This is a genomic window from Halanaerobaculum tunisiense (assembly GCF_054657635.1).
The window spans coordinates 168,825-188,008 of the sequence record NZ_BAAHYI010000001.1 but is presented as its reverse complement, the minus strand read 5'-3'; the positions used below and the strand labels follow the sequence as shown (position 1 = coordinate 188,008).

Sequence of the window (19,184 nt, the reverse complement as noted above, 5' to 3'; positions counted from 1 at the left end):
TGGCACGAAAGTGCCACTTTATATCAATTAAGCCACATTCTAGATAGATATAAGACTTTAAAATGAAATAATAGCCTAAAAAAGAGTAATAATGAGTCAGGCTTAGATTGCAATTGGTCTCTTTATTGGAACATTTTTAAATTGGAAGTTTGTATCAGGAAGACTAAGAGCTTATACAGAAAAAACTGATTCTATGACTTTACCATCTTATTTTGAGGATAGATTTAAAGATCCAACAGGTATAATGCGAACTTTAGCAGCAGTAATTACTTTGTTTTTCTTTACTATTTATTCAGCTTCGGGGTTAGTAGCAGCTGGGAAGTTATTTGAAACTTTATTTAATGTTGATTATACGTTGGCAGTTAGTTTTGGTGGATTGGTAATTGTATTATACACTTTTTTAGGTGGCTTTATGGCAGTTTGTTGGACAGATTTATTTCAAGGGATTTTGATGTTTTTAGCTATTACTATTGTGCCATTTTTAGCTTATAGTAATGTTGGTGGTGTAGCTGGAATTTCTGATGCAATGGCAGTTAAGGAAATATCAGTGAATTTAATTCCACAAGATTTTTCATTAGTGGCGATTATTTCAACAATGGCTTGGGGACTAGGTTACTTTGGGCAACCACATATTTTAGCTAGATTTATGGGGATTGATTCGGTTAAGAATATTTCTAAAGCTCAAAAGATAGCTATTGGTTGGGTATTCATTTCTTTAATTGGATCAGTAATAGTAGGATTAATTTCAATTCCTATGTTTCCAGAAATAGGTGATAGTGAACGAGTATTTATTGAAATGATTAGACAATTATTTAACCCATGGATAGGAGGAATGTTATTAGCAGCTGTTCTTTCAGCTGTTATGTCTACTATTGATTCTCAATTATTAGTATCGTCATCTATTTTAACAGAAGATTTTTATAGTAAAGTGATTAAAAAAGATGCTTCAGAGAATGAGTTGATGTGGGTTGGAAGGGCCTGTGTCTTATTGATTTCTATTGTTGCTTTTTTCTTAGCTATGAATCCTTCAAGTACAGTTTTAGGTTTAGTCGCTTATGCTTGGGGAGGATTTGGCGCTGCTTTTGGGCCAGTGGTATTATTTTCTTTATTTTCCCGAAATACAACTTGGAAATCTGCTTTGGCAGGAATGATTACCGGAACTATTATTTTGATAGTATGGAAAGAATTAGGATATGGTAGTTTAATGTATGAAATTGTACCTGGATTTATTGCTAATTCAGTTACTATCTTTGCTGTAAATGTTGTAGTAGGACAGGAGAATGAAGAAGTTTTAGTAGAATTTGATGAAGTTAATGAGATTTTTGATAAGAAAGAAGAAATAAATAATTAATGAAATTTATATTGATAAAATCTTATCTAAGGGAGTTGTGATTAATGAATAGTATTAAATTGCATGGAGAAAAAGTAATATTTGGTCAAGAAAGCATTGAAGTATTAACTAATTTAGATGGAGAAAAAGCTTTTATTGTAACAGGTGGATCAACAATTAAAAAAATGGGATATTTAGATCAGGTCATCAGTAAGTTAGAAGCTGGTGGATTAGAAGTTGCTTCTTTTGAGGAGGTAGAGCCTGATCCTAGTATTGAAACAGTTAGAAAGGGTACTTCTGCTATGGAGGAATTTGCCCCTGACTATATAGTAGCTATTGGAGGGGGCTCACCAATTGATGCTGCTAAAGCTATGTGGATCTTTTATGAACATCCAGATTTAGATTTTGCTAATACATTAGATTTGGTTGATATTCCGCCACTTAGAAATAAGGCTAAATTTGTAGCTATTCCTACTACTAGTGGAACAGCTAGTGAAGTTACAAAAGCGATGGTTATTAAGGATAAAGAGAAAAAGATAAAGAAAGGAATCAGATCAGAGGATGCTATTCCTGATTTAGCTATTTTAGAGCCTAAATTTACAGCTTCGATGCCTGCTTGGTTGACAGCGGCTACTGGAATGGATGCTTTTACTCATGCTCTAGAAGCATATGTTTCTTTAAAAGCTAATGACTTTAGTGATGTTTTAGCGTCAGGTGCTTTAGAGGGGATCTTTGAGTTTTTACCATTAGCTTTTGCTAATCCTGATAATTTAGAATATCGAGAAAAGATGCTTAACTATCAGAATATAGCTGGAATGGCTTTTTCTAATGTTAGTTTAGGTATAGTACATAGTATGGCTCATCAATTGGGTGGAATTTTTGGAGTACCGCATGGGTTAGCTAATGCATTAATTTTACCTTATGTAGTTCAGTATAATAATCGAGTAGAAGAAGCAAAGGAAAAATATGATCTATTAGCTAAGAAGTTAGATGTTGATGATTTGGCTGTAGCAGTCAAAGAGTTGAATAAAGAATTGGAGATTCCAGCTAGTATTAAAGAAGTGGATATTTCTGAAGATGAATTTAAAGCAGAATTAGATATTATAATTGAACGAGCTTTAGGAGATGGTTGTACTTCAACTAATCCACGCTCTATTAATGAAGAAGAGATGAAGAAATTATTTGAATATATTTATGAAGGGAAGAAGATTGATTTTTAATAATGTACATAAAGGGGAGAAGTTAAGTGAGTAAATATACTAAAAAAATCATGTAAGAGGCTAAAAGAAGTGGAAAGAAAACGAGTTAAAGATTATGCTGAAGAACATTGTTCTGCCCAATTTGTAGAAGATAGTTCTGCTATTTGGGAAGTTGAAGCTGATATAGTTCTGCCTTGTGCTACTCAAAATGAATTAGATGAAGAGGCTGCTAAAATTCTTGTAGAGAATGATGTAATTGTTGTAGGAGAGGGGGCTAATATGCCTTCTACTCCAGAAGCAGTAGAAGTATTTTCAGATAGTGATATATTCTTTATTCCAGGTAAAGCTGCTAATGCTGGCGGAGTGGCTACTTCTGCTATTGAAATGACTCAAAATGCCATGTGGGATTCTTGGAGCCTTGAAAAGGTTGATGCTACCTTACAAGAGATTATGGTTGATATTTATAGAACTTCTCGAGATACAGCTAAAGAGTATGGTAAAGAAGGAGATTTGGTTGCCGGTGCTAATATAGCTGGTTTCTTAAAGGTGGCTAATGTAATGTTGGCCCAAGGTGTTGTTTAAAGAAGGTTAGTTTTTGAAATGATCTAAATATAATTTAGAAATTAAATTTAGATAGAGCGACTAATAGACTAAACTCGTACTATTGATATAAACTTCGTGTTTGATTTTAGAAAGAGATAAATAATAAGTTAAGGCTAAGGGCCAATGCTCTTAGCCTTTTTTAATGCCTGAAATGCAATATTAAGGAATCAGATCAGAGGATGCTATTTTTGATTTAGCTATTTTAGAGCCTAAATTTACAGCTTCGATTAAGTATTAAAAAGCTTGATATTTCTAAAGAAGAATTTACAGATCAATTTGATTTGATAGTTGAGCGAGCATTGCAGGATAGTTGCACTTTAACTAATCCACTGTTCTGTAGATAAAGAGAAGATGGAGAATTTATTTAAAAATATTTATCAGGGGACAGCAATTATTTTTATCTCTTTTTGTGTTAAGTTAGTGTAAGAAATTAAAGTATATTCTTGACATAACTATTTAAACCACATATAATTTACATAAAGTTAACATATTAAATATCTATGCTATTAATAGTTTCCTTTTTTAGATGTTATAAGCTTGTTAGTTTCTACTTTGGTTAGACTTTTATTAAGTTAGGAGGGGTCAATATGAACTGTATGAATTGTGCCTATTTTGTTTATAGTAGGTTTTTCTGTAATAAGTTAGGTTGTCATGTTTATTTAACTGATCAGTGTTGCCATTTTAAAAAATCCCCCAAGAAAAAGAGAAATAATAAAAGATTGTATTAGATTATTCAAAGCAAGAGGTGTCAAAAATGAGCATGGTTATATTATTAATTTTAGTAGTTTTTCTTTCTCTATCTCCAATAAGTCAAGCTGCTGGAACTAGAACTGAGGAAGCAATAGCAATTTGTACGATGTGGACTCTTTTAGCATCTTTTTTAGTTTTTTTATGCAGGCAGGTTTTGCAATGGTGGAGGCTGGTTTTACCCAAGCTAAAAATTTAGAAAATATTATTATGAAAAAATTAATGGATTTTTTAGGCTGTTTTTGCAGGTACAGCAGCTACAATAGTATCTGGTGCTATGGCAGGTAGAACTAAGTTTAGTGGATATTTAATTTATAGTTTAATAATTAGTGGTTTTATTTATTCTGTAATAGGTCATTGGATTTGGGGTAGGCTCTGTAGGTACTTTATTAGTTGGTTTATTTGCAACTCAAAAAGGCTACTTTTATGGTGGAGGTTTACTTAAAACTTTCAACCAGACTAATGAGCAAATTAGTTCTTTAATTTCTGATTTATCTGAACTGCTTGAAAATTTATCTAGTTATAGTCAGCAGTTATTTGCTTCAGCGCAAGAGGGGGATTCTATTACTGAGACAGCTCTTGAGGGTGATAGATAGTATTCAACAGATTTCTGCTAGTAGCCAGGAAGCCAATGCTTTATCTAATCAGGCTACGGTACAGACAGAAAGTAGCAGCAATAATTTAGAAGAAGCCATTGATCGAATAGAGGGTATTAATAATTCCATTGAACATAGTGTTAGTTTAATTAACCAATTAAATAATAAATCTGAAGCTAGTTTGAAATCTATTCTTGAAGCGGAAACAGGTAAAAGAGTAATTAAGAAGGCAGTAAAGTCCTTCAGTGAAGTGGAGCAGTATATTGGAGAAACTTCTGTTAATATTGATCAAACATCTGCTGATGCTCAGAACTTATCTGTTAAAAGTGAAAATGTAAAGGAAGGTACTGGGGATATTAGAAATATGTCGCCAAATCTTATGATTTCAGCAGAAAGATTGGCTAATATGGTAGAGGAATTGAAAAATAATATAGCAGGATTTAGTATTTATATTATCTTTTAGAAAATCGGCCTTTAGAAAGATCTAAATTGAGTAGTGGTGATTAAATTAATATTTTATTAAACCTAATAGGGGTGAGTATATAATGTTAACTAAAGATTATCAGGCGGTTACTGATAAATTAGTAAAGTGGATTGAAAAGCAAGTTCTAGAAGCAGGGTGTGAAGGAGCAGTTGTAGGTTTATCAGGAGGGATTGACTCTTCAGTGACTGCTGTTTTATCTAAGCAAGCTTTTCCTGATAATGTGTTGGGTTTGATTATGCCTTGTGAAAGTAATTCTCAGGATGCTGAAGATGCTAAGTTAGTAGCAGAAAAGTTTGGTATTGATTATCAGGTGATTGATTTAACTGATACCTTTAATAATTTACTTGCTAGATTGGATGCTGCAAGGGATAATTTAGCAGTAGCTAATATAAAGCCTAGATTAAGAATGACTACTCTTTATTATTATGCTAATTTAAGAAATAGTTTAGTAATTGGGACAGATAATCGTAGTGAATTAAAATTAGGCTATTTTACTAAGTATGGTGATGGAGGAATTGATTTAGCGCCCTTAGGCGGTCTGGTTAAAACTGAAGTTAGAGAAATAGCTAATGTATTAGGAGTACCAGATAAAATTATTACTAAAGCTCCATCTGCAGGTTTATGGAAAGGGCAAACAGATGAAGCTGAATTAGGAGTAAGTTACGAAGAAATAGATAAGTATATCTTAACTGGTCAAGGGGGTAAAGAGGTTAAGGAAGTAGTTAATGAGTTAGCAGAGAAAAACCGACATAAATTAGAAATGCCTCCAATCTTTCATCCTTAAGGGAATTGGCTAGTAATACTTGTTAATATTTTTATTATTTCTCTAGAACTTTATTTCCCCAGCGAATAATTAAATAAGCTGTTGTTAAACCAAATAGGAGATCTTGGATAAAAACATGTAAGTTGGTTGTAATGTCGTAAGGTACTATTTCAGCGCCACCTAAGTTAAACAGAATGCCATATATTCCAATATACATTAACACATTAGAAACTAAAATTCCTTTAAGCCACCAGTGATCTGTACCAGTTATTTTAAAAAGATAAACTATTATAATTCCTAAGCTACCGCCAGTTAAAAGCCACACAACTGGTCCTAAAGCAAATCCTAGAGGATCATCAGTAAATTTTTCAAGTAAAAATACACTTCCGGAAATTTGTGGTAAGTAATAAGCAACTAACCCTAGTTCTTTTAGAATAACATTTAATATCATTTGGATAATACTAGCTACTATGCCACTATAAACTCCTAGAGCTATAGAATCATTAATTTTCATAACTAGCCTCTCCTTTGATTTTTTCACTATCTATTGTAATGATTATTAGTTATTAATATACTTCTTTTAGCTGTATCTATTATTTTTAATTGCTGAGAATATTAATTAAATTAGTAGCTGATGTAAAATATGATGTTAACTTATTGGAAAATAAATGAATTTTAAACTGAAGAAAGAGAATATAATTTGACTTTTTGTAACGATTCATTTATACTTAACATATAATTAACATAAAGATGACATTGACAAGAGGGGTTGGGATAAGAAAATAAGTTTATTATAATTTTTCAGGGGTGATAATGATGTGTTTAATTATTAAGAATGGGAATGTCACTACAAACAAAGGAAGTCAAAAAGGTGATGTTGGTATTAAGAATGGACAAATATTTGTCAATCCAGCCAGAGTTGAAACTCCTGAAGTAAAAGTAATTGATGCCTCTAGAATTGTTTCAGAAAGTATTGAAAATTGGTTTACGACAGAGCATTAACAATATAATTTTATTATAAGAAAGGGGAATAAAAATGAGAAGTAGAGTAGTTATTTTAACAATGGTAATGGTCTTATGTTTGTCGTCAGTAGGATGGGCAGCTGAATCAGTAGCAGAGAGTAATGCAGTAGCAATTGATACAATGTGGACTCTTTTAGCAGCATTTTTAGTTTTCTTTATGCAGGCTGGATTTGCAATGGTAGAAGCTGGATTTACTCGGGCCAAGAACGCAGGAAATATTATTATGAAGAATTTAATGGACTTTTCTTTAGGGTCTTTACTTTATTGGTTCTGTGGTTTTGCTTTCATGTATGGAGCAGGTAATTCATTTATAGGAACTGATGGATTCTTTTTAAGTGGTGATTTTGCTCATTTAGGTTTAAGTATTCCACTACCAGCTTATTGGCTTTTCCAAGCAGTTTTTGCTGCTACAGCAGCAACTATTGTATCAGGAGCAATGGCTGAACGGACTAAATATAGTGGCTATATTGCTTATAGTGTAGTAATTACTGGGATTATTTATCCTGTAGTAGGGCATTGGATTTGGGGTGGTGGCTGGTTGTCAGGTATGGTTGATTTTGCGGGATCAACAGTTGTCCACTCTGTAGGTGGTTGGGCTGCTTTAGCCGGAGCAATAGTTTTAGGGCCAAGGATTGGGAAGTATAATGAAGACGGTTCTATTAACGCAATGCCTGGTCATAACTTATTAATGGCTGCTTTAGGTGTTTTTATTTTATGGTTTGGTTGGTTTGGATTTAACCCTGGTAGTACAGTAGCCGGCACTAACTTAAGTATTGGGGCTATTGCAGTAACTACTAATCTAGCTGCAGCAGCAGGCGCTACCTTAGCAATGATTACAAGTTGGCTTAAATATGGTAAAGCAGATGTAAGTATGACGTTAAATGGTGCTTTAGCTGGCTTGGTAGGAATTACAGCTGGTTGTGCTGCAGTAAACAACTATGGAGCAGTAGCTATTGGAGCTTTATCTGGAGTATTGATTGTATATGCAGTTGAATTTATAGATCAGTTACACATTGATGATCCAGTTGGTGCTGTAGCAGTTCATGGAGTTTGTGGAGCTTTTGGGACAATATTAGTTGGTTTCTTTGCTACTGATGGTGGCTTGTTGTATGGCAGTGGAGCATCTTTATTACTAACGCAACTTACAGGTGTAGTTGCTGTAGCGGTTTGGACTTTTGGCACAGCTTATATCTTATTTAGAACAATTAAGGCTACAATAGGTTTACGAGTATCTAGAGAAGAAGAGTTAGAAGGATTAGATCGGACAGAACATGGTTCTGTATCTTATCCAGACTTTGTTCCTTTACACTGGAAGAGGGTTAAAGTTGAGAATGGAACAGAAGTAAATAAAAATAGTCGTGAGCTATGAGTTATGAGCCAATTCAAAATTATAAATCTAATCCCCCCCCTAAAATCTAGGAATTAGATTGGTTTTGATTTTGAGTTTGAAGATTTTGATTTAGCCCACAGCTCACGACACATGACTCACAACTGTGTACAGTTGAGAAGATTAATCATTTATAAGATTGTGAATTAATTACTGAGGAGGAGATAAAGATGAAGAAAGTAGAGTGTATTATTCGGCCGACTAAGTTAGAAGAATTAATAACAGCGGCAGAAGAGTTAGGGATTAATGGTTTAAATATCACTCAAATTGCTGGTTACGGCAAGCAAAAAGGAAAAAAAGATGTTTATCGTGGGGTAGAGTATGAGGTTAAGTTGAAAGAGAAGATTAAAATAGAGTTAGTAGTAGAAGAAAGTAAGGTGGATAACTTAGTTGATGTAATCATAGAAGCTACTCGGACTGATGAAGTTGGTGATGGGAAAATATTTATTTACCATATTGAAGAAACAGTCAGAATTAGAACTGGTGAACGAGGTAGAGATGCAGTTTAAGAGTTTATCCCCGGTTAATTTACTCCGGGGGTTTTTTATTTGAATTGATTAAGTTTTTTTCTGATGCTTAATTTCCAAAGTAAACGCACTTATCTTCTTTACAACCATGGGGATGATAGTTAGTTTCTGTTTCCTGCCTATTACAACAATCCATATTTATTGCCTCCTTTTTATTTTATTGTTATATAGTTCTTTTGATTTTCTTGTTTATTGATATATTGTGTCACCGCAGGTGACACAGTCGTGTGTCGTGTGCTGTGTGCTGTCAGCCAATTCAAAACATTCAAATTCAAAATCTAACCCTTATAATTCCTATATTCTAAAGGGCTGAACTATATCTATGGTTTTGAATTGAAGAATTTGACTTCCTACGAGTCCTTTGGACTCTCCGTGAAGATCTGCTCACGACACACCCTACAGGTCTAGAAAACAGACCTTCCGTAATAAAAACCATTTGCAGACAGCTGATAGCTGATATAAAGTGGCACAAAAGTGCCACTTTATATCAATATTGTTTCATATTAACAGGAGGATTAATAAAAACTATTGAATAATTATTCTCTATTATGTATAATTATTTATAAGGAGGAGATAGAATGGAGAATCTATTAACAATTGCTGATTTGAAGTTATCTGATATACAAGAATTATTGACTGTCACTGAGAAGTTAAAAGCAGAAGAGAAGCAAGGACAGAGAAAAGACTATTTAGCCGGGAAGAGTCTAGGGATGATTTTTGCTAAGTCTTCAACGCGGACTAGAGTTTCATTTGAAACAGGGATTTATCAATTAGGAGGTCAAGGTATCTTTTTAAGTTCTAGAGATATTCAGTTAGGTCGAGGAGAAACAATGGCTGATACAGCTAAAGTATTAAGTGGATATCTAGATGGGATTATGATTAGAACTTATGCTCATAGTGAGGTGGAAGAATTAGCTAAGCATAGTTCTATTCCAGTAATTAATGGATTGACTGATAAATATCATCCTTGTCAGGCGCTAGCAGATTTATTTACTATCCAGGAAAAACAAGGAGTATTAGATAAATTAAAGATGACTTATGTTGGAGATGGAAATAATATGGCTCATTCTTTACTATTAGCAGCGACTAAAGTAGGAATGGATATTTCGGTAGCTACTCCCCAGGATTATGGATTACAAGAAGATGTGATTGCTAAGGCTGAAGAATTTGCTAGTGAGAGTGGGAGCCTAGTTGAAATTTTAACAGATCCTAAGGAAGCAATTATAGAAGCTGATGTAGTTTATACTGATGTCTGGGCTAGCATGGGAGATGAAGCTGAAGCAGAAGAAAGAAAAGTTATTTTTAAAAATTATCAGGTGAACCAGGAATTAATGGAGTTGGCTACTCCTAAAGCTATTTTTATGCATTGTTTACCAGCTCATCGAGGCGAAGAAGTAACTGCTAAAATAATTGATAGTAATAAATCAGTTGTATTTGATCAGGCGGAAAATAGATTACACCTCCAAAAAGGAATTATGACTCAACTTTTATAATTAGAAACAAGGAACTGGGATTGATTTGTTGAAATAGTATACAGGAAGTAGATATTTTTTAGAATTATTATAATCAAAATAGCTATACTTGTGTATATTATAATTAATGTAGTGTAAGCCTAAATAACTCAGATAATAATTTTCCTAAGGGGGAATAGTAGTGTCTAATAAAGTAAAAATCACATTTCCTAACGGAGAAACAATTCAGTGTGATAAGTTAATTGCTTCGTTGCGGAATAATGATACTGTAGAAGGAGTAGAGCAGTTATTCATTGGAGATTGGAGTTTAAACCAATTAGTAGAGACTAAATTTATTTTAAATGAGATTTTTAATGATCAGATTAAAGAACAACTAGATCCTGCGCAAAGATCATTATTTGAACAAATTTTAGTTAAAAAGAAAGAGCGGGAGGAACTGTTTAGACAGTCTCTGTCTGACCAGGAGGCTGAGCTCTATCGTAAAATTAGTCAAGAACCGGAGATAGTGAAAATGGAAAGCCAAGAGGAATTAGAGGAAATTGAGTTAGAAAATTTATTTGGGGAGTTATTGGATGCAGAAGCAGAGAAACCTTCTTCTACATCAGAAGTTACCTCAGAGCAAGAAGAAACAGATGGAGCTAAAGTAATAGATTTTGAGAGTTATAAACAACAGAAATTATAAAAATTATTGACAATAGAGGGTAATATTACCATTTTAAATTAGTGTTATATCTGGTATAATTATAGGTGTGTACAAGCTTCATAAGGGGGTTATACCTGGATGAGGTAATTATTTAAAGTAGGGAGGCATGAATAGTGAAGCGCAATCAATTAGCAGTAGTGTTTTTATTAGCTATGTTAGTTTTTTCTTTAACTGTCCAACAAGTTGAAGCGAAATCTAGAGTACTAGAACGCGGGATGGATGGGCGAGATGTGCGAGAATTACAAGAAGATTTAGTGATGTTAGGTGAGAAGATAGTTATTGATGGCATTTTTGGTCCATCCACAGAAAAAGCTGTTAAGCAGTTTCAAAAGAAAAGTAATCTACCAGCCGATGGGGTAGTAGGAGACACAACTTGGACTAAATTATTAGAAGCAGTTCGTTATGATAAGTATAAAGTAAGGCCAGGTGATACCCTATATGACTTATCCCAAGATTATGGTGTTCCAGTTAAAGTGATTAAAAAAGCTAATAATTTAGATTCGAACTTGCTCCAGCCAGGCCAAAAGTTAGTAATTCCCAGAAGTGCTTTAGGTGGAGCTGTAGTTACCGATATCTACAAGATGACCTCTTATAAAGTTAAACGGGGTGACACTTTAGATAATCTTGCTGAAAGATTTCATACTACAGTACGAACAATAAAGAAAGTCAATGATATGAATAATCCGCAGATTAGAGTCGGGCAAAAGATGAAAATGCCTAAGTTAGTAATTGATTTATCAGGTGCTTCTAAAAATACTAGAGAAGTGGATAAAGACTTTGTGTGGCCTGTTAAAGGACGAATCAGTTCTGATTTTGGATGGAGAAATCATCCTATTTTACATAAAAAAGATTTTCACGAAGGAATAGATGTAGCTGTAGATAGAGGAACTTCAGTTAAAGCTACCAAAGCAGGTGAAGTACTCAAGAGTGGTTGGGTAAAAGGTTTTGGTAGAACAGTAACTGTAGACCATGGTAATGGAGTAGTTACTCTATATGCTCACAATTCCGAATTGTTAGTTAGACCAGGTCAGTATGTTCAACAAGGTGAAACTATTGCTAAGTCTGGTAATACGGGACGAAGCACTGGACCTCACCTTGACTTTAGAATGATGGTTAATGGTAAACCAGTAAACCCAATGAAATATTTAGATTAAGTTAGAAGAGTGGAATAATTCCACTCTTTTTTTATTTGCCCCTATTATTTTTAAGTAAGTTGTAAATTTTAAATAATACTTAATAAGAAAAATAGGAGGGATAGATTGTTTAACCAATTTAATTTGTTTAAGAAGATTGGATCTACTATTTTAGGGGTTAAACCAGCTGAATTAAGGAATGTTCTCTTTTTTGAGGATCAAGATAATAAATGGCAAGAATGCAAAGAAGATATTTCAACTTATAGTCAGATTAGAGTATTGGAATTAAGGAGGTTACAGAATAAATTACAGGTACTTTTTTATCACCCATTAGCTTTAAATCAACAACTTACTGAGCAACAGAATTTGGATTTTTTACAGCAACTAGGTTATCCCAGAAATTATACTTTAGCTGGTTATTTATATCATCTAACTAATAGATTACAAAAGGAAGAGTTCCCCCATGAAATTGGTATCTTTTTGGGTTATCCTTTGCAGGATGTATTAGGTTTTATAGGGGAAGTGGATCTAGAACAGACAGGTAAGGGAGCCTGGAAGATTTATGGTGACCTGACTAGCTCTTTGTTAAGACAGAATAAATTTAAATTGGCCCAGCGAGTATTTATTAATCGTTACTTATATAACTAGTTGGTCTGGAAATAATAATTGCGTAAAAATGATTTGACTTCAGTAATGATTTCTAGTATTATTTAACCGCTAAATGCAAATTATTTGCAAGTATAATAAATTAGGGAGTGGTAAAATGTTAGATAAAAAGAAGGGATTATTAATTGGAGTCATAATTATTATAATTGGTTTAACAGTTTTCACTGGTAATTTAGTAATTAATCAGACGATAGACCAACAGGTGAAATCTACCAAACAACCTGTAGTTTATACTAGTATTTATCCGTTATATGATGTAGCAACTAAGATTGCTGGAGATAAGATAGATCTTAGATTAGTAACTCCTAATGGAGCAGAGATACATAGTTACCGGCCTTCCCCCCAACAAATAGCTAAATTAGAACAAGCAGATATTTTATTCTATAATGGATTAGGGTTAGAGCCCTGGGCCAACAAAGTAGTTACTAATTTAAAAGAAAATTCAGTTAGTACAATTAAACTTAGTGAATATGCTAAATTACGCAAATTCAAATCAGACCATAGTGAGCATGAACATGAGCACGAAGATGAAAATACTCAGCAATATGATCCTCATCTTTGGCTAAATCCAATGAATATGAACCAAATTGCTCAGCTAATGAAAGATAAATTTAGTGATTTAGATCCGGCTAATAAGCAAGTTTATGAGACAAATTATCAACAATTCAAAGAGCAAATTGAACAATTAGATCAGGAATATAAAGATACCCTAGCTAACTCCAGTCAGAATTATATTTTAGTTTCTCATTCTGCTTTTGGTTATTTAGCTGATCGATATGAATTTAAACAGTTATCTATAACTGGAGTGGCTCCGCATCAAGAGCCTTCACCAGGAACTTTAGCTGACTTAATTGAAAAGGTTAAAGAATATAAGTTAGATTATGTTTTTAAAGAAAAATTAGCTAATCCTAAACTAGTTAATGTTTTAGCTGAAGAAGCAGGATTAAAGGTGCTAACGTTAAATCCAATTGCTGGTTTGACTAAGGAAGAACAAGAAGATGGAGCAGATTATTTTTCTCTGTTAGAGGATAATCTGGAGAATTTAGAGCAGGCAGTGGGGGAGAAAAATGACTAAAATAATTGAGATCAATAATTTATCTTTTGGGTACCAAGAAGATATTATTTTAGAGGATATTGATTTAGAAATTGCAGAGGAAGATTTTGTAGCTTTAATTGGCCCTAATGGATCAGGCAAGAGTACTTTATTGAAATTAATCATTAATGAGTTACAGCCTATAACAGGAGAAATAAAATTATTTGGTCAGCCAATAACTGACTTTAGTGCTTGGGATCAAATAGGCTATATTTCGCAAGAAGTAAGATCTTTTAATAGCAGTTTCCCCGCTACTGTAAAAGAAGTTGTGGGAGCTAGCTTATACCAGGAAATGGGCTTTGTCAAGTTACTAACTGCTAAATTGGAGAATAAAATTGCAGAAACTTTAGAGTTAGTAGATATGTTAGATCATAAGGACAAACAGCTAGGCAAATTATCAGGCGGTCAACAACAAAGAGCTTTTATTGCTCGGACATTAATTACTAACCCGGAGGTTATTTTATTAGATGAACCATTAGTAGGAGTGGATGCTAAAGTACAAGAAGATTTTTATCAGTTAATGGGCTATTTGAATCAGAAGTTAGGGATTACCATCCTTATGATCTCCCATGATATACATATAGTTAGCAATCAAGCTAATAAAGTTGTCTGCTTTGGCGATGGTCAAGTGTTTACTCATCAGACAACCGATTTTGACTATAATACTTATTTAGAAGAACTCAAAGGAACTAGTAGGATGTTAGTACCTGAACATGACCATCAGGTGGTGAAGAATAAATAATGTGGGATATATTTACTTATTCATTTATGCAGCGTGCTTTTATAGTAGGTAATATTGTAGCTATCATCTGTCCGTTAGTGGGTGTCTTTTTAGTGCTGAAAAGATTGTCTTTGATTGGTAATACTTTATCCCATGTAGCCTTAGCTGGAGTAGCTTTAGGAATGATTTTAGGAATTTATCCAGTTTATATGGCGTTGCTAATCTCTATTTTAGCCGCTCTAGGGATTGAACAATTACGCCAGAATTATAAGGATTATGCTGAACTATCACTATCAATTGTTTTAGCAACTGGACTAGGAACAGCTACTGTATTAATTAGTCTCTCCAATAATAGTTCAGGTATCTTTAGTTATCTATTTGGTAGTATTTCTGTAGTCTCTTGGATTGATTTGGCGACTATAATTCCATTAGCACTGCTAATTATAGGCGTAGTAATTTATTTTTACTATGGATTTTTCTTTTTAACTTTTAGTGAAGCAGAAGCTAAGTTAGCTGGAGTACCAGCGACTATGCTAAATACTTTGTTTATTATTCTGGTGGCAGTTACTGTTTCTATTTCGATGCGGATTATTGGTGGTTTATTAGTAGCCTCGTTATTTACTTTACCAGTAGCTGCTGGTTTACAATTAGCTACTAGTTTTAAGAGTACAATCATCTATAGTATATTGTCTGGAGTGGTAGCTGTTAATTGTGGGCTAGTAGTTTCTTTTTATCAGGACTTAGCACCTGGAGGAACTATTATCTTAGCTAGTGTAGCCTGGTTACTAGTAGTTTTTATTTATCAACAGCTTCCATTTAAAATTTGGTCTTGATATTTGGTGTGATTTGTAATATAAGTAGGTAGGGAAAGGAGAAAATTATGGGCCAACTAGCTGTTTGGGAAGAAAAACTAAAGACTAAGGGCATTAAATGTACTAAACAACGTTGTGCTATCTTAAAAGTGCTAGTAGAAAGCGATGTTCCTAAGTCAGCCGAAGAGATATTTACTCAAATAAAGAAGAAGCAGCCTCAACTAAGGTTATCAACTATCTATCGTAATCTAAATTATTTTGTCGGAGAAGACATTGTTCGGAAATTGAAATTTACTACTCAGGCAAGTAGATTTGAGTTAATCACTGAGAAGCATCATCATCATTTAGTCTGTGTTGACTGTAATGAAATTATTCCTCTAGACTGTCCTTTGGAAGAATATAAAGCGGAGTTAAAAAGTAAAACTAGTTATAGGATCACAGAGCATAGAATGAAATTTTATGGTTTGTGTCCTACTTGCCAACAGAAAGCAGGGGGCAATAAAGAATGAACATTAGAAATTATAAATTTAAATTTTTGGCTTCGGATTTATTAGCTGGGCTTTCAGTAGCAGCCTTATCTCTGCCACAGAATATGGCTTATGCTTTAATTGCAGGAGTCAATCCTGTTTATGGTCTGTATACTTCTATAGTATCTAAAATCATAGCTACTGTGGTTGGAGTTTCTAATCATATGATTGTTGGCCCGACTAACTTAATGGCTATGGCTATTGCCAGTAACTTAAATTTTGTCCAACAAGGAAGTTATTTAGAAGCAGTCTTAGTATTAACTTTTTTAGTAGGAGTATTTCAGTTATTATTAGGGATTTTTAAGCTTGGTAATTTAGTAAATTATATTTCTCATTCTGTGATAGTAGGTTTAATTACGGGAACTGCCTTTATTATTGGAGTAGGCCAATTACCTAATTTATTAGAAGTAACTGTAGGTAAGACTCCTAATTTATTTTATACTTTAAAAGTGATTATTAGTAATCTAGGTCAGGTTGATTTAGTGGCTTTATCTTTAGGATTACTAACTATAGCTATAATTTTAATTGGGGAGCAGATTGGAGAAAAGTTTCCTTCTTATTTGTTTGCTATTAGTATTGCTACCTTAGTAGTATATATTTTTAATTTAGGGGATAGTCTGCAAGTTGTAGGTCACCTCCCAGCTTCTTTACCTAAATTTCAGATGTTAGAATTTAATTTTAAGTTGCTAACTAAATTATCTACTAAAGCCTTAGCAGTTGCAATAGTAGGATTGATTCAAACTTTAGCAGTAGTTAAGTCATTGGAAAGTAAAACTGAACAGGAAATAGAGATCAATAAAGAGTTTATTGGGCAGGGGTTAATTAATCTAGGTACTCCTTTTTATAGTGGTTTTGCGAGTGCAGGTTCCTTTACTAATTCTTTTGTTAATTATCAAGCCGGAGCTAAAACTAGACTAGCTGAGTTAGTAGCAGCTATTACTATTGCTTTATTTTTAATTCTCTTTAATCCAGTAGTCCGCTATATTCCAATTACTGGTTTAGCAGCTTTAATAATGATAGTAGCAGTTAAGATGATTGATCGAGAAGAAATAATCCTAAATTTAAAGGCTGATAAAGCTGATTCATTAATCTTTATTGTTACCTTATTTGCTACAATTTTATTACCTCGTTTAGAGTATGCAATTTATTTAGGAGTTTTAATTTCTTTAGTAGTAGTAGTTAAAGAAAGTAGTAAAGTTAAAATGGAACAGATGAGCTATGATGAAGATTCTGATACTAAATTATCCTATAAAGAGCCCGAAGAGGTAACTAAAGATGAATATGTAGTACTTGATATAGCAGGTGACTTAAATTTTAGTGCAGCTGATAATTTAAAAAAAGAATTAAATTCTTTAGAGGCTAAAGGATTTGTAATTAGAGTTAAAAATATCGACCGGATTGATTTGACATCAGTTAAAGAATTAGAGAAATTTATTTCTAAAGTCCAAGCCGATAAGCAACAGGTATTATTATCTGGAGTAGGGGAAGATAAATATGAAATATTAAATGAATTAGGAATTATTTCTCAAGTAGGAGAAGAAAATGTTTTCTATACTCAAGATGAATTTTTGTCTTCCACTATTGATGCTGTTGAATCGGCTGAAAATGAAGAAGTAGAAGGTAAAGAAGGTGATAACAATTAGTCAATTAAGCGAAAAGTTAGCAAATATTAATTTACAAGATGTAAAGGATGATTTAAGGGCTGGGTTATCGGTAGCAGCTCTTGCTTTACCCCAAAATATGGCTTATGCTTTAATTATAGGGATTAGTCCAATTTATGGGCTGTATACTTCTATAGTTTCGATGTTAATAGGTAGTATAGTAGGAGCTTCTAATTATATGATTGTAGGACCTACTAACTTAATGGCTATGGCTATTGCTAGTAATTTAAGTTTTGTTGCGGAGGAAAACTATTTATCAGCTATACTATTGTTAACATGCTTGGTAGGAATCTTCCAGTTTCTATTTGGGATGTTGAGATTAGGCAATTTAGTTAATTACATTTCTCATTCAGTAATAGTAGGTTTAACTTCTGGTACTGCTTTAATTATTGCTGTGGGGCAAGTGGAAAATTTATTAGAGTTAGCAGAAGTTAGAGGAATTAATTTATTTTTAAAATTTTATTCTATTATTAATCAATTAGAAACTGCTAATTTATGGGCTTTGGTTTTAGGAATTACGACTATAATTAGTATTTTGTTATTTAAAAGAATAAATGATAAATTGCCGTCTTATCTACTAGGGATTATTATTCCTACTATAGTTGTTTATTTCCTTAATTTAGAGAGTCAAGTTGAGATTGTAGGTAGTTTACCATCTGCTATTCCTACTTTTAATTTATTTGATCTTAATATGGAATTAGGGCTTGATTTATGGAGTAAAGCATTATCAGTTGCTATTATTGGATTAATCCAAACGCTAGCTATTGTTAAATCGCTAGAGGATAGATCTGAGGAAGAAGTAGATGTTAACCAAGAATTTATAGGACAAGGAATTATTAATTTTATATCTTCCTTTTTTAATTGCTTTGCAAGTGCAGGTTCTTTTACTAATTCTTTTGTTAATTATCAGGTAGGAGCTAAAAGCAGATTGGCAGAATTTTTTACTGCTTTAGCTATTATGTTATTTATGTTTGTATTTGATAAAGTAGTATTTTATGTACCAATTGCTAGTCTGGCTGGTTTAATAATGTTAGCTGCCTATCAAATGTTTGATATTCAAGAAATAATTAGAGTTTTTCATACTACTAGATCTGATGCTGTAATTTTTGTAGTTACTTGTTTAGCTGTTATTACGTTACCTAGTTTAGAATATGCAATTTATTTAGGAGTTTCTATCTCCTTGTTAATTGTTTTAAGAGAAAGTAGTAAAGTTAACCTGTATCCAATGGATTATAGTGACCAGGCGGATAATAAATTAGCTGAAAAAGAATTAGAGGAAGTGGATCAAGATAATAATTATTTAGTTGTTAATGTAGCAGGAAATCTACATTTTAATGCAGCTGATAATCTTAAAGACGAATTAGATGAGATTTATAAAGAAGAACAGACTTTTATTATTAGAATGCGTGATATTGAAAAAATTGATTTAACTGCTATTAAGGAATTGGATAAATTTATTGTAAAGGTCCAAAATAATGATGGAGATGTTTTATTATCTGGTTTAGGAAGTGATGTATATAATTCTTTAGATAATTTTGGGATTGTATCTAAGATAGGAAAGAAAAATATTTTTCATTCCCAAAGTGAAATTTTGTCTTCAACTATTGAAGCTGTAGAGACAGCTGAAGATGACAAAGAAAGCAATTAGAAATTATTTATTTAAGCATTTGGGAGCTAATATAGTCTAATCGGATTTTTGTGTTTGACTTTCTAGGAAATAATTGTTAGTATTTTAAT

The 19,184-nt window shown here is 32.9% G+C and carries 19 protein-coding genes and 2 pseudogenes; 20 read left to right on the top strand and 1 reads right to left on the bottom strand.

What is annotated here, in order from left to right:
- Nucleotides 1–106 precede the first annotated feature (106 nt).
- The 7 genes and pseudogenes from putP to ACYQ3D_RS00895 all read left to right on the top strand — a co-directional run bounded on the left by putP (nucleotide 107) and on the right by ACYQ3D_RS00895 (nucleotide 5,743).
- Nucleotides 107–1,351, top strand: coding sequence for a sodium/proline symporter PutP (gene putP / locus ACYQ3D_RS00925; RefSeq protein WP_459835459.1), 1,245 nt, complete (start codon nucleotides 107–109; stop codon nucleotides 1,349–1,351).
- Between the two features lie 44 nt (nucleotides 1,352–1,395).
- Nucleotides 1,396–2,550 (top strand): iron-containing alcohol dehydrogenase, encoded by a 1,155-nt coding sequence (locus tag ACYQ3D_RS00920; protein ID WP_459835152.1) that lies wholly within the window; start codon nucleotides 1,396–1,398, stop codon nucleotides 2,548–2,550.
- A 54-nt stretch (nucleotides 2,551–2,604) separates the two neighbouring features.
- Nucleotides 2,605–3,111 (top strand): annotated as a pseudogene (locus tag ACYQ3D_RS00915) (dehydrogenase family protein); the annotation flags it as partial.
- A 608-nt stretch (nucleotides 3,112–3,719) separates the two neighbouring features.
- Nucleotides 3,720–3,860 carry a hypothetical protein gene (locus ACYQ3D_RS00910; RefSeq protein WP_459835150.1) on the top strand — a complete coding sequence of 47 codons (141 nt, stop codon included), beginning with the start codon at nucleotides 3,720–3,722 and terminating at the stop codon, nucleotides 3,858–3,860.
- A gap of 32 nt (nucleotides 3,861–3,892) precedes the next feature.
- A pseudogene (locus tag ACYQ3D_RS00905) lies at nucleotides 3,893–4,249 on the top strand (ammonium transporter); the annotation flags it as partial.
- Between the two features lie 215 nt (nucleotides 4,250–4,464).
- Nucleotides 4,465–4,938, top strand: a complete 474-nt coding sequence (locus ACYQ3D_RS00900; protein WP_459835148.1) for a hypothetical protein — start codon at nucleotides 4,465–4,467, stop codon at nucleotides 4,936–4,938.
- Nucleotides 4,939–5,020: 82 nt separating this feature from the next.
- The gene (locus ACYQ3D_RS00895; protein WP_459835146.1) at nucleotides 5,021–5,743 is read left to right on the top strand and encodes an NAD+ synthase; all 723 of its coding nucleotides are present in this window, start codon (nucleotides 5,021–5,023) and stop codon (nucleotides 5,741–5,743) included.
- Between the two features lie 34 nt (nucleotides 5,744–5,777).
- On the opposite strand, the gene ACYQ3D_RS00890 is transcribed toward ACYQ3D_RS00895, so the two are convergent.
- The gene (locus tag ACYQ3D_RS00890) at nucleotides 5,778–6,236 is read right to left on the bottom strand and encodes a hypothetical protein (RefSeq protein WP_459835144.1); all 459 of its coding nucleotides are present in this window, start codon (nucleotides 6,234–6,236) and stop codon (nucleotides 5,778–5,780) included.
- Between the two features lie 302 nt (nucleotides 6,237–6,538).
- Between ACYQ3D_RS00890 and ACYQ3D_RS00885 the strand changes: the two genes are divergently transcribed.
- The 13 genes from ACYQ3D_RS00885 to ACYQ3D_RS00825 all read left to right on the top strand — a co-directional run bounded on the left by ACYQ3D_RS00885 (nucleotide 6,539) and on the right by ACYQ3D_RS00825 (nucleotide 19,095).
- Nucleotides 6,539–6,724, top strand: coding sequence for a hypothetical protein (locus ACYQ3D_RS00885; protein WP_459835142.1), 186 nt, complete (start codon nucleotides 6,539–6,541; stop codon nucleotides 6,722–6,724).
- A 34-nt stretch (nucleotides 6,725–6,758) separates the two neighbouring features.
- The gene (locus tag ACYQ3D_RS00880; protein ID WP_459835140.1) at nucleotides 6,759–8,114 is read left to right on the top strand and encodes an ammonium transporter; all 1,356 of its coding nucleotides are present in this window, start codon (nucleotides 6,759–6,761) and stop codon (nucleotides 8,112–8,114) included.
- 188 nt (nucleotides 8,115–8,302) lie between these two features.
- Nucleotides 8,303–8,641: a P-II family nitrogen regulator gene (locus tag ACYQ3D_RS00875; RefSeq protein WP_459835137.1), complete on the top strand. Its 339-nt coding sequence runs from the start codon at nucleotides 8,303–8,305 to the stop codon at nucleotides 8,639–8,641.
- A 596-nt stretch (nucleotides 8,642–9,237) separates the two neighbouring features.
- Complete coding sequence (gene argF, locus ACYQ3D_RS00870; RefSeq protein WP_459835135.1) at nucleotides 9,238–10,152, top strand: ornithine carbamoyltransferase; 915 nt, start codon at nucleotides 9,238–9,240, stop codon at nucleotides 10,150–10,152.
- Between the two features lie 160 nt (nucleotides 10,153–10,312).
- Nucleotides 10,313–10,813, top strand: a complete 501-nt coding sequence (locus tag ACYQ3D_RS00865) for a hypothetical protein (protein ID WP_459835132.1) — start codon at nucleotides 10,313–10,315, stop codon at nucleotides 10,811–10,813.
- Nucleotides 10,814–10,947: 134 nt separating this feature from the next.
- Nucleotides 10,948–11,988 carry a peptidoglycan DD-metalloendopeptidase family protein gene (locus ACYQ3D_RS00860; RefSeq protein ID WP_459835129.1) on the top strand — a complete coding sequence of 347 codons (1,041 nt, stop codon included), beginning with the start codon at nucleotides 10,948–10,950 and terminating at the stop codon, nucleotides 11,986–11,988.
- Between the two features lie 105 nt (nucleotides 11,989–12,093).
- Nucleotides 12,094–12,615, top strand: coding sequence for a DUF3793 family protein (locus ACYQ3D_RS00855; protein WP_459835126.1), 522 nt, complete (start codon nucleotides 12,094–12,096; stop codon nucleotides 12,613–12,615).
- Nucleotides 12,616–12,730: 115 nt separating this feature from the next.
- Nucleotides 12,731–13,708: a metal ABC transporter solute-binding protein, Zn/Mn family gene (locus ACYQ3D_RS00850; RefSeq protein WP_459835124.1), complete on the top strand. Its 978-nt coding sequence runs from the start codon at nucleotides 12,731–12,733 to the stop codon at nucleotides 13,706–13,708.
- The gene (locus ACYQ3D_RS00845) at nucleotides 13,701–14,468 is read left to right on the top strand and encodes a metal ABC transporter ATP-binding protein (protein ID WP_459835121.1); all 768 of its coding nucleotides are present in this window, start codon (nucleotides 13,701–13,703) and stop codon (nucleotides 14,466–14,468) included. Before ACYQ3D_RS00850 ends, ACYQ3D_RS00845 begins: the two co-directional genes overlap by 8 nt.
- A complete protein-coding gene (locus ACYQ3D_RS00840) occupies nucleotides 14,468–15,280 on the top strand; it encodes a metal ABC transporter permease (RefSeq protein ID WP_459835119.1) in 813 nt (270 codons plus the stop codon). Before ACYQ3D_RS00845 ends, ACYQ3D_RS00840 begins: the two co-directional genes overlap by 1 nt.
- Before the next feature lie 47 nt (nucleotides 15,281–15,327).
- The gene (locus ACYQ3D_RS00835) at nucleotides 15,328–15,768 is read left to right on the top strand and encodes a Fur family transcriptional regulator (protein ID WP_459835117.1); all 441 of its coding nucleotides are present in this window, start codon (nucleotides 15,328–15,330) and stop codon (nucleotides 15,766–15,768) included.
- Nucleotides 15,765–17,429, top strand: coding sequence for a SulP family inorganic anion transporter (locus tag ACYQ3D_RS00830; protein WP_459835115.1), 1,665 nt, complete (start codon nucleotides 15,765–15,767; stop codon nucleotides 17,427–17,429). The genes ACYQ3D_RS00835 and ACYQ3D_RS00830 overlap by 4 nt, the downstream gene beginning before the upstream one ends.
- The gene (locus ACYQ3D_RS00825; RefSeq protein WP_459835112.1) at nucleotides 17,416–19,095 is read left to right on the top strand and encodes a SulP family inorganic anion transporter; all 1,680 of its coding nucleotides are present in this window, start codon (nucleotides 17,416–17,418) and stop codon (nucleotides 19,093–19,095) included. The genes ACYQ3D_RS00830 and ACYQ3D_RS00825 overlap by 14 nt, the downstream gene beginning before the upstream one ends.
- Nucleotides 19,096–19,184 lie beyond the last annotated feature (89 nt).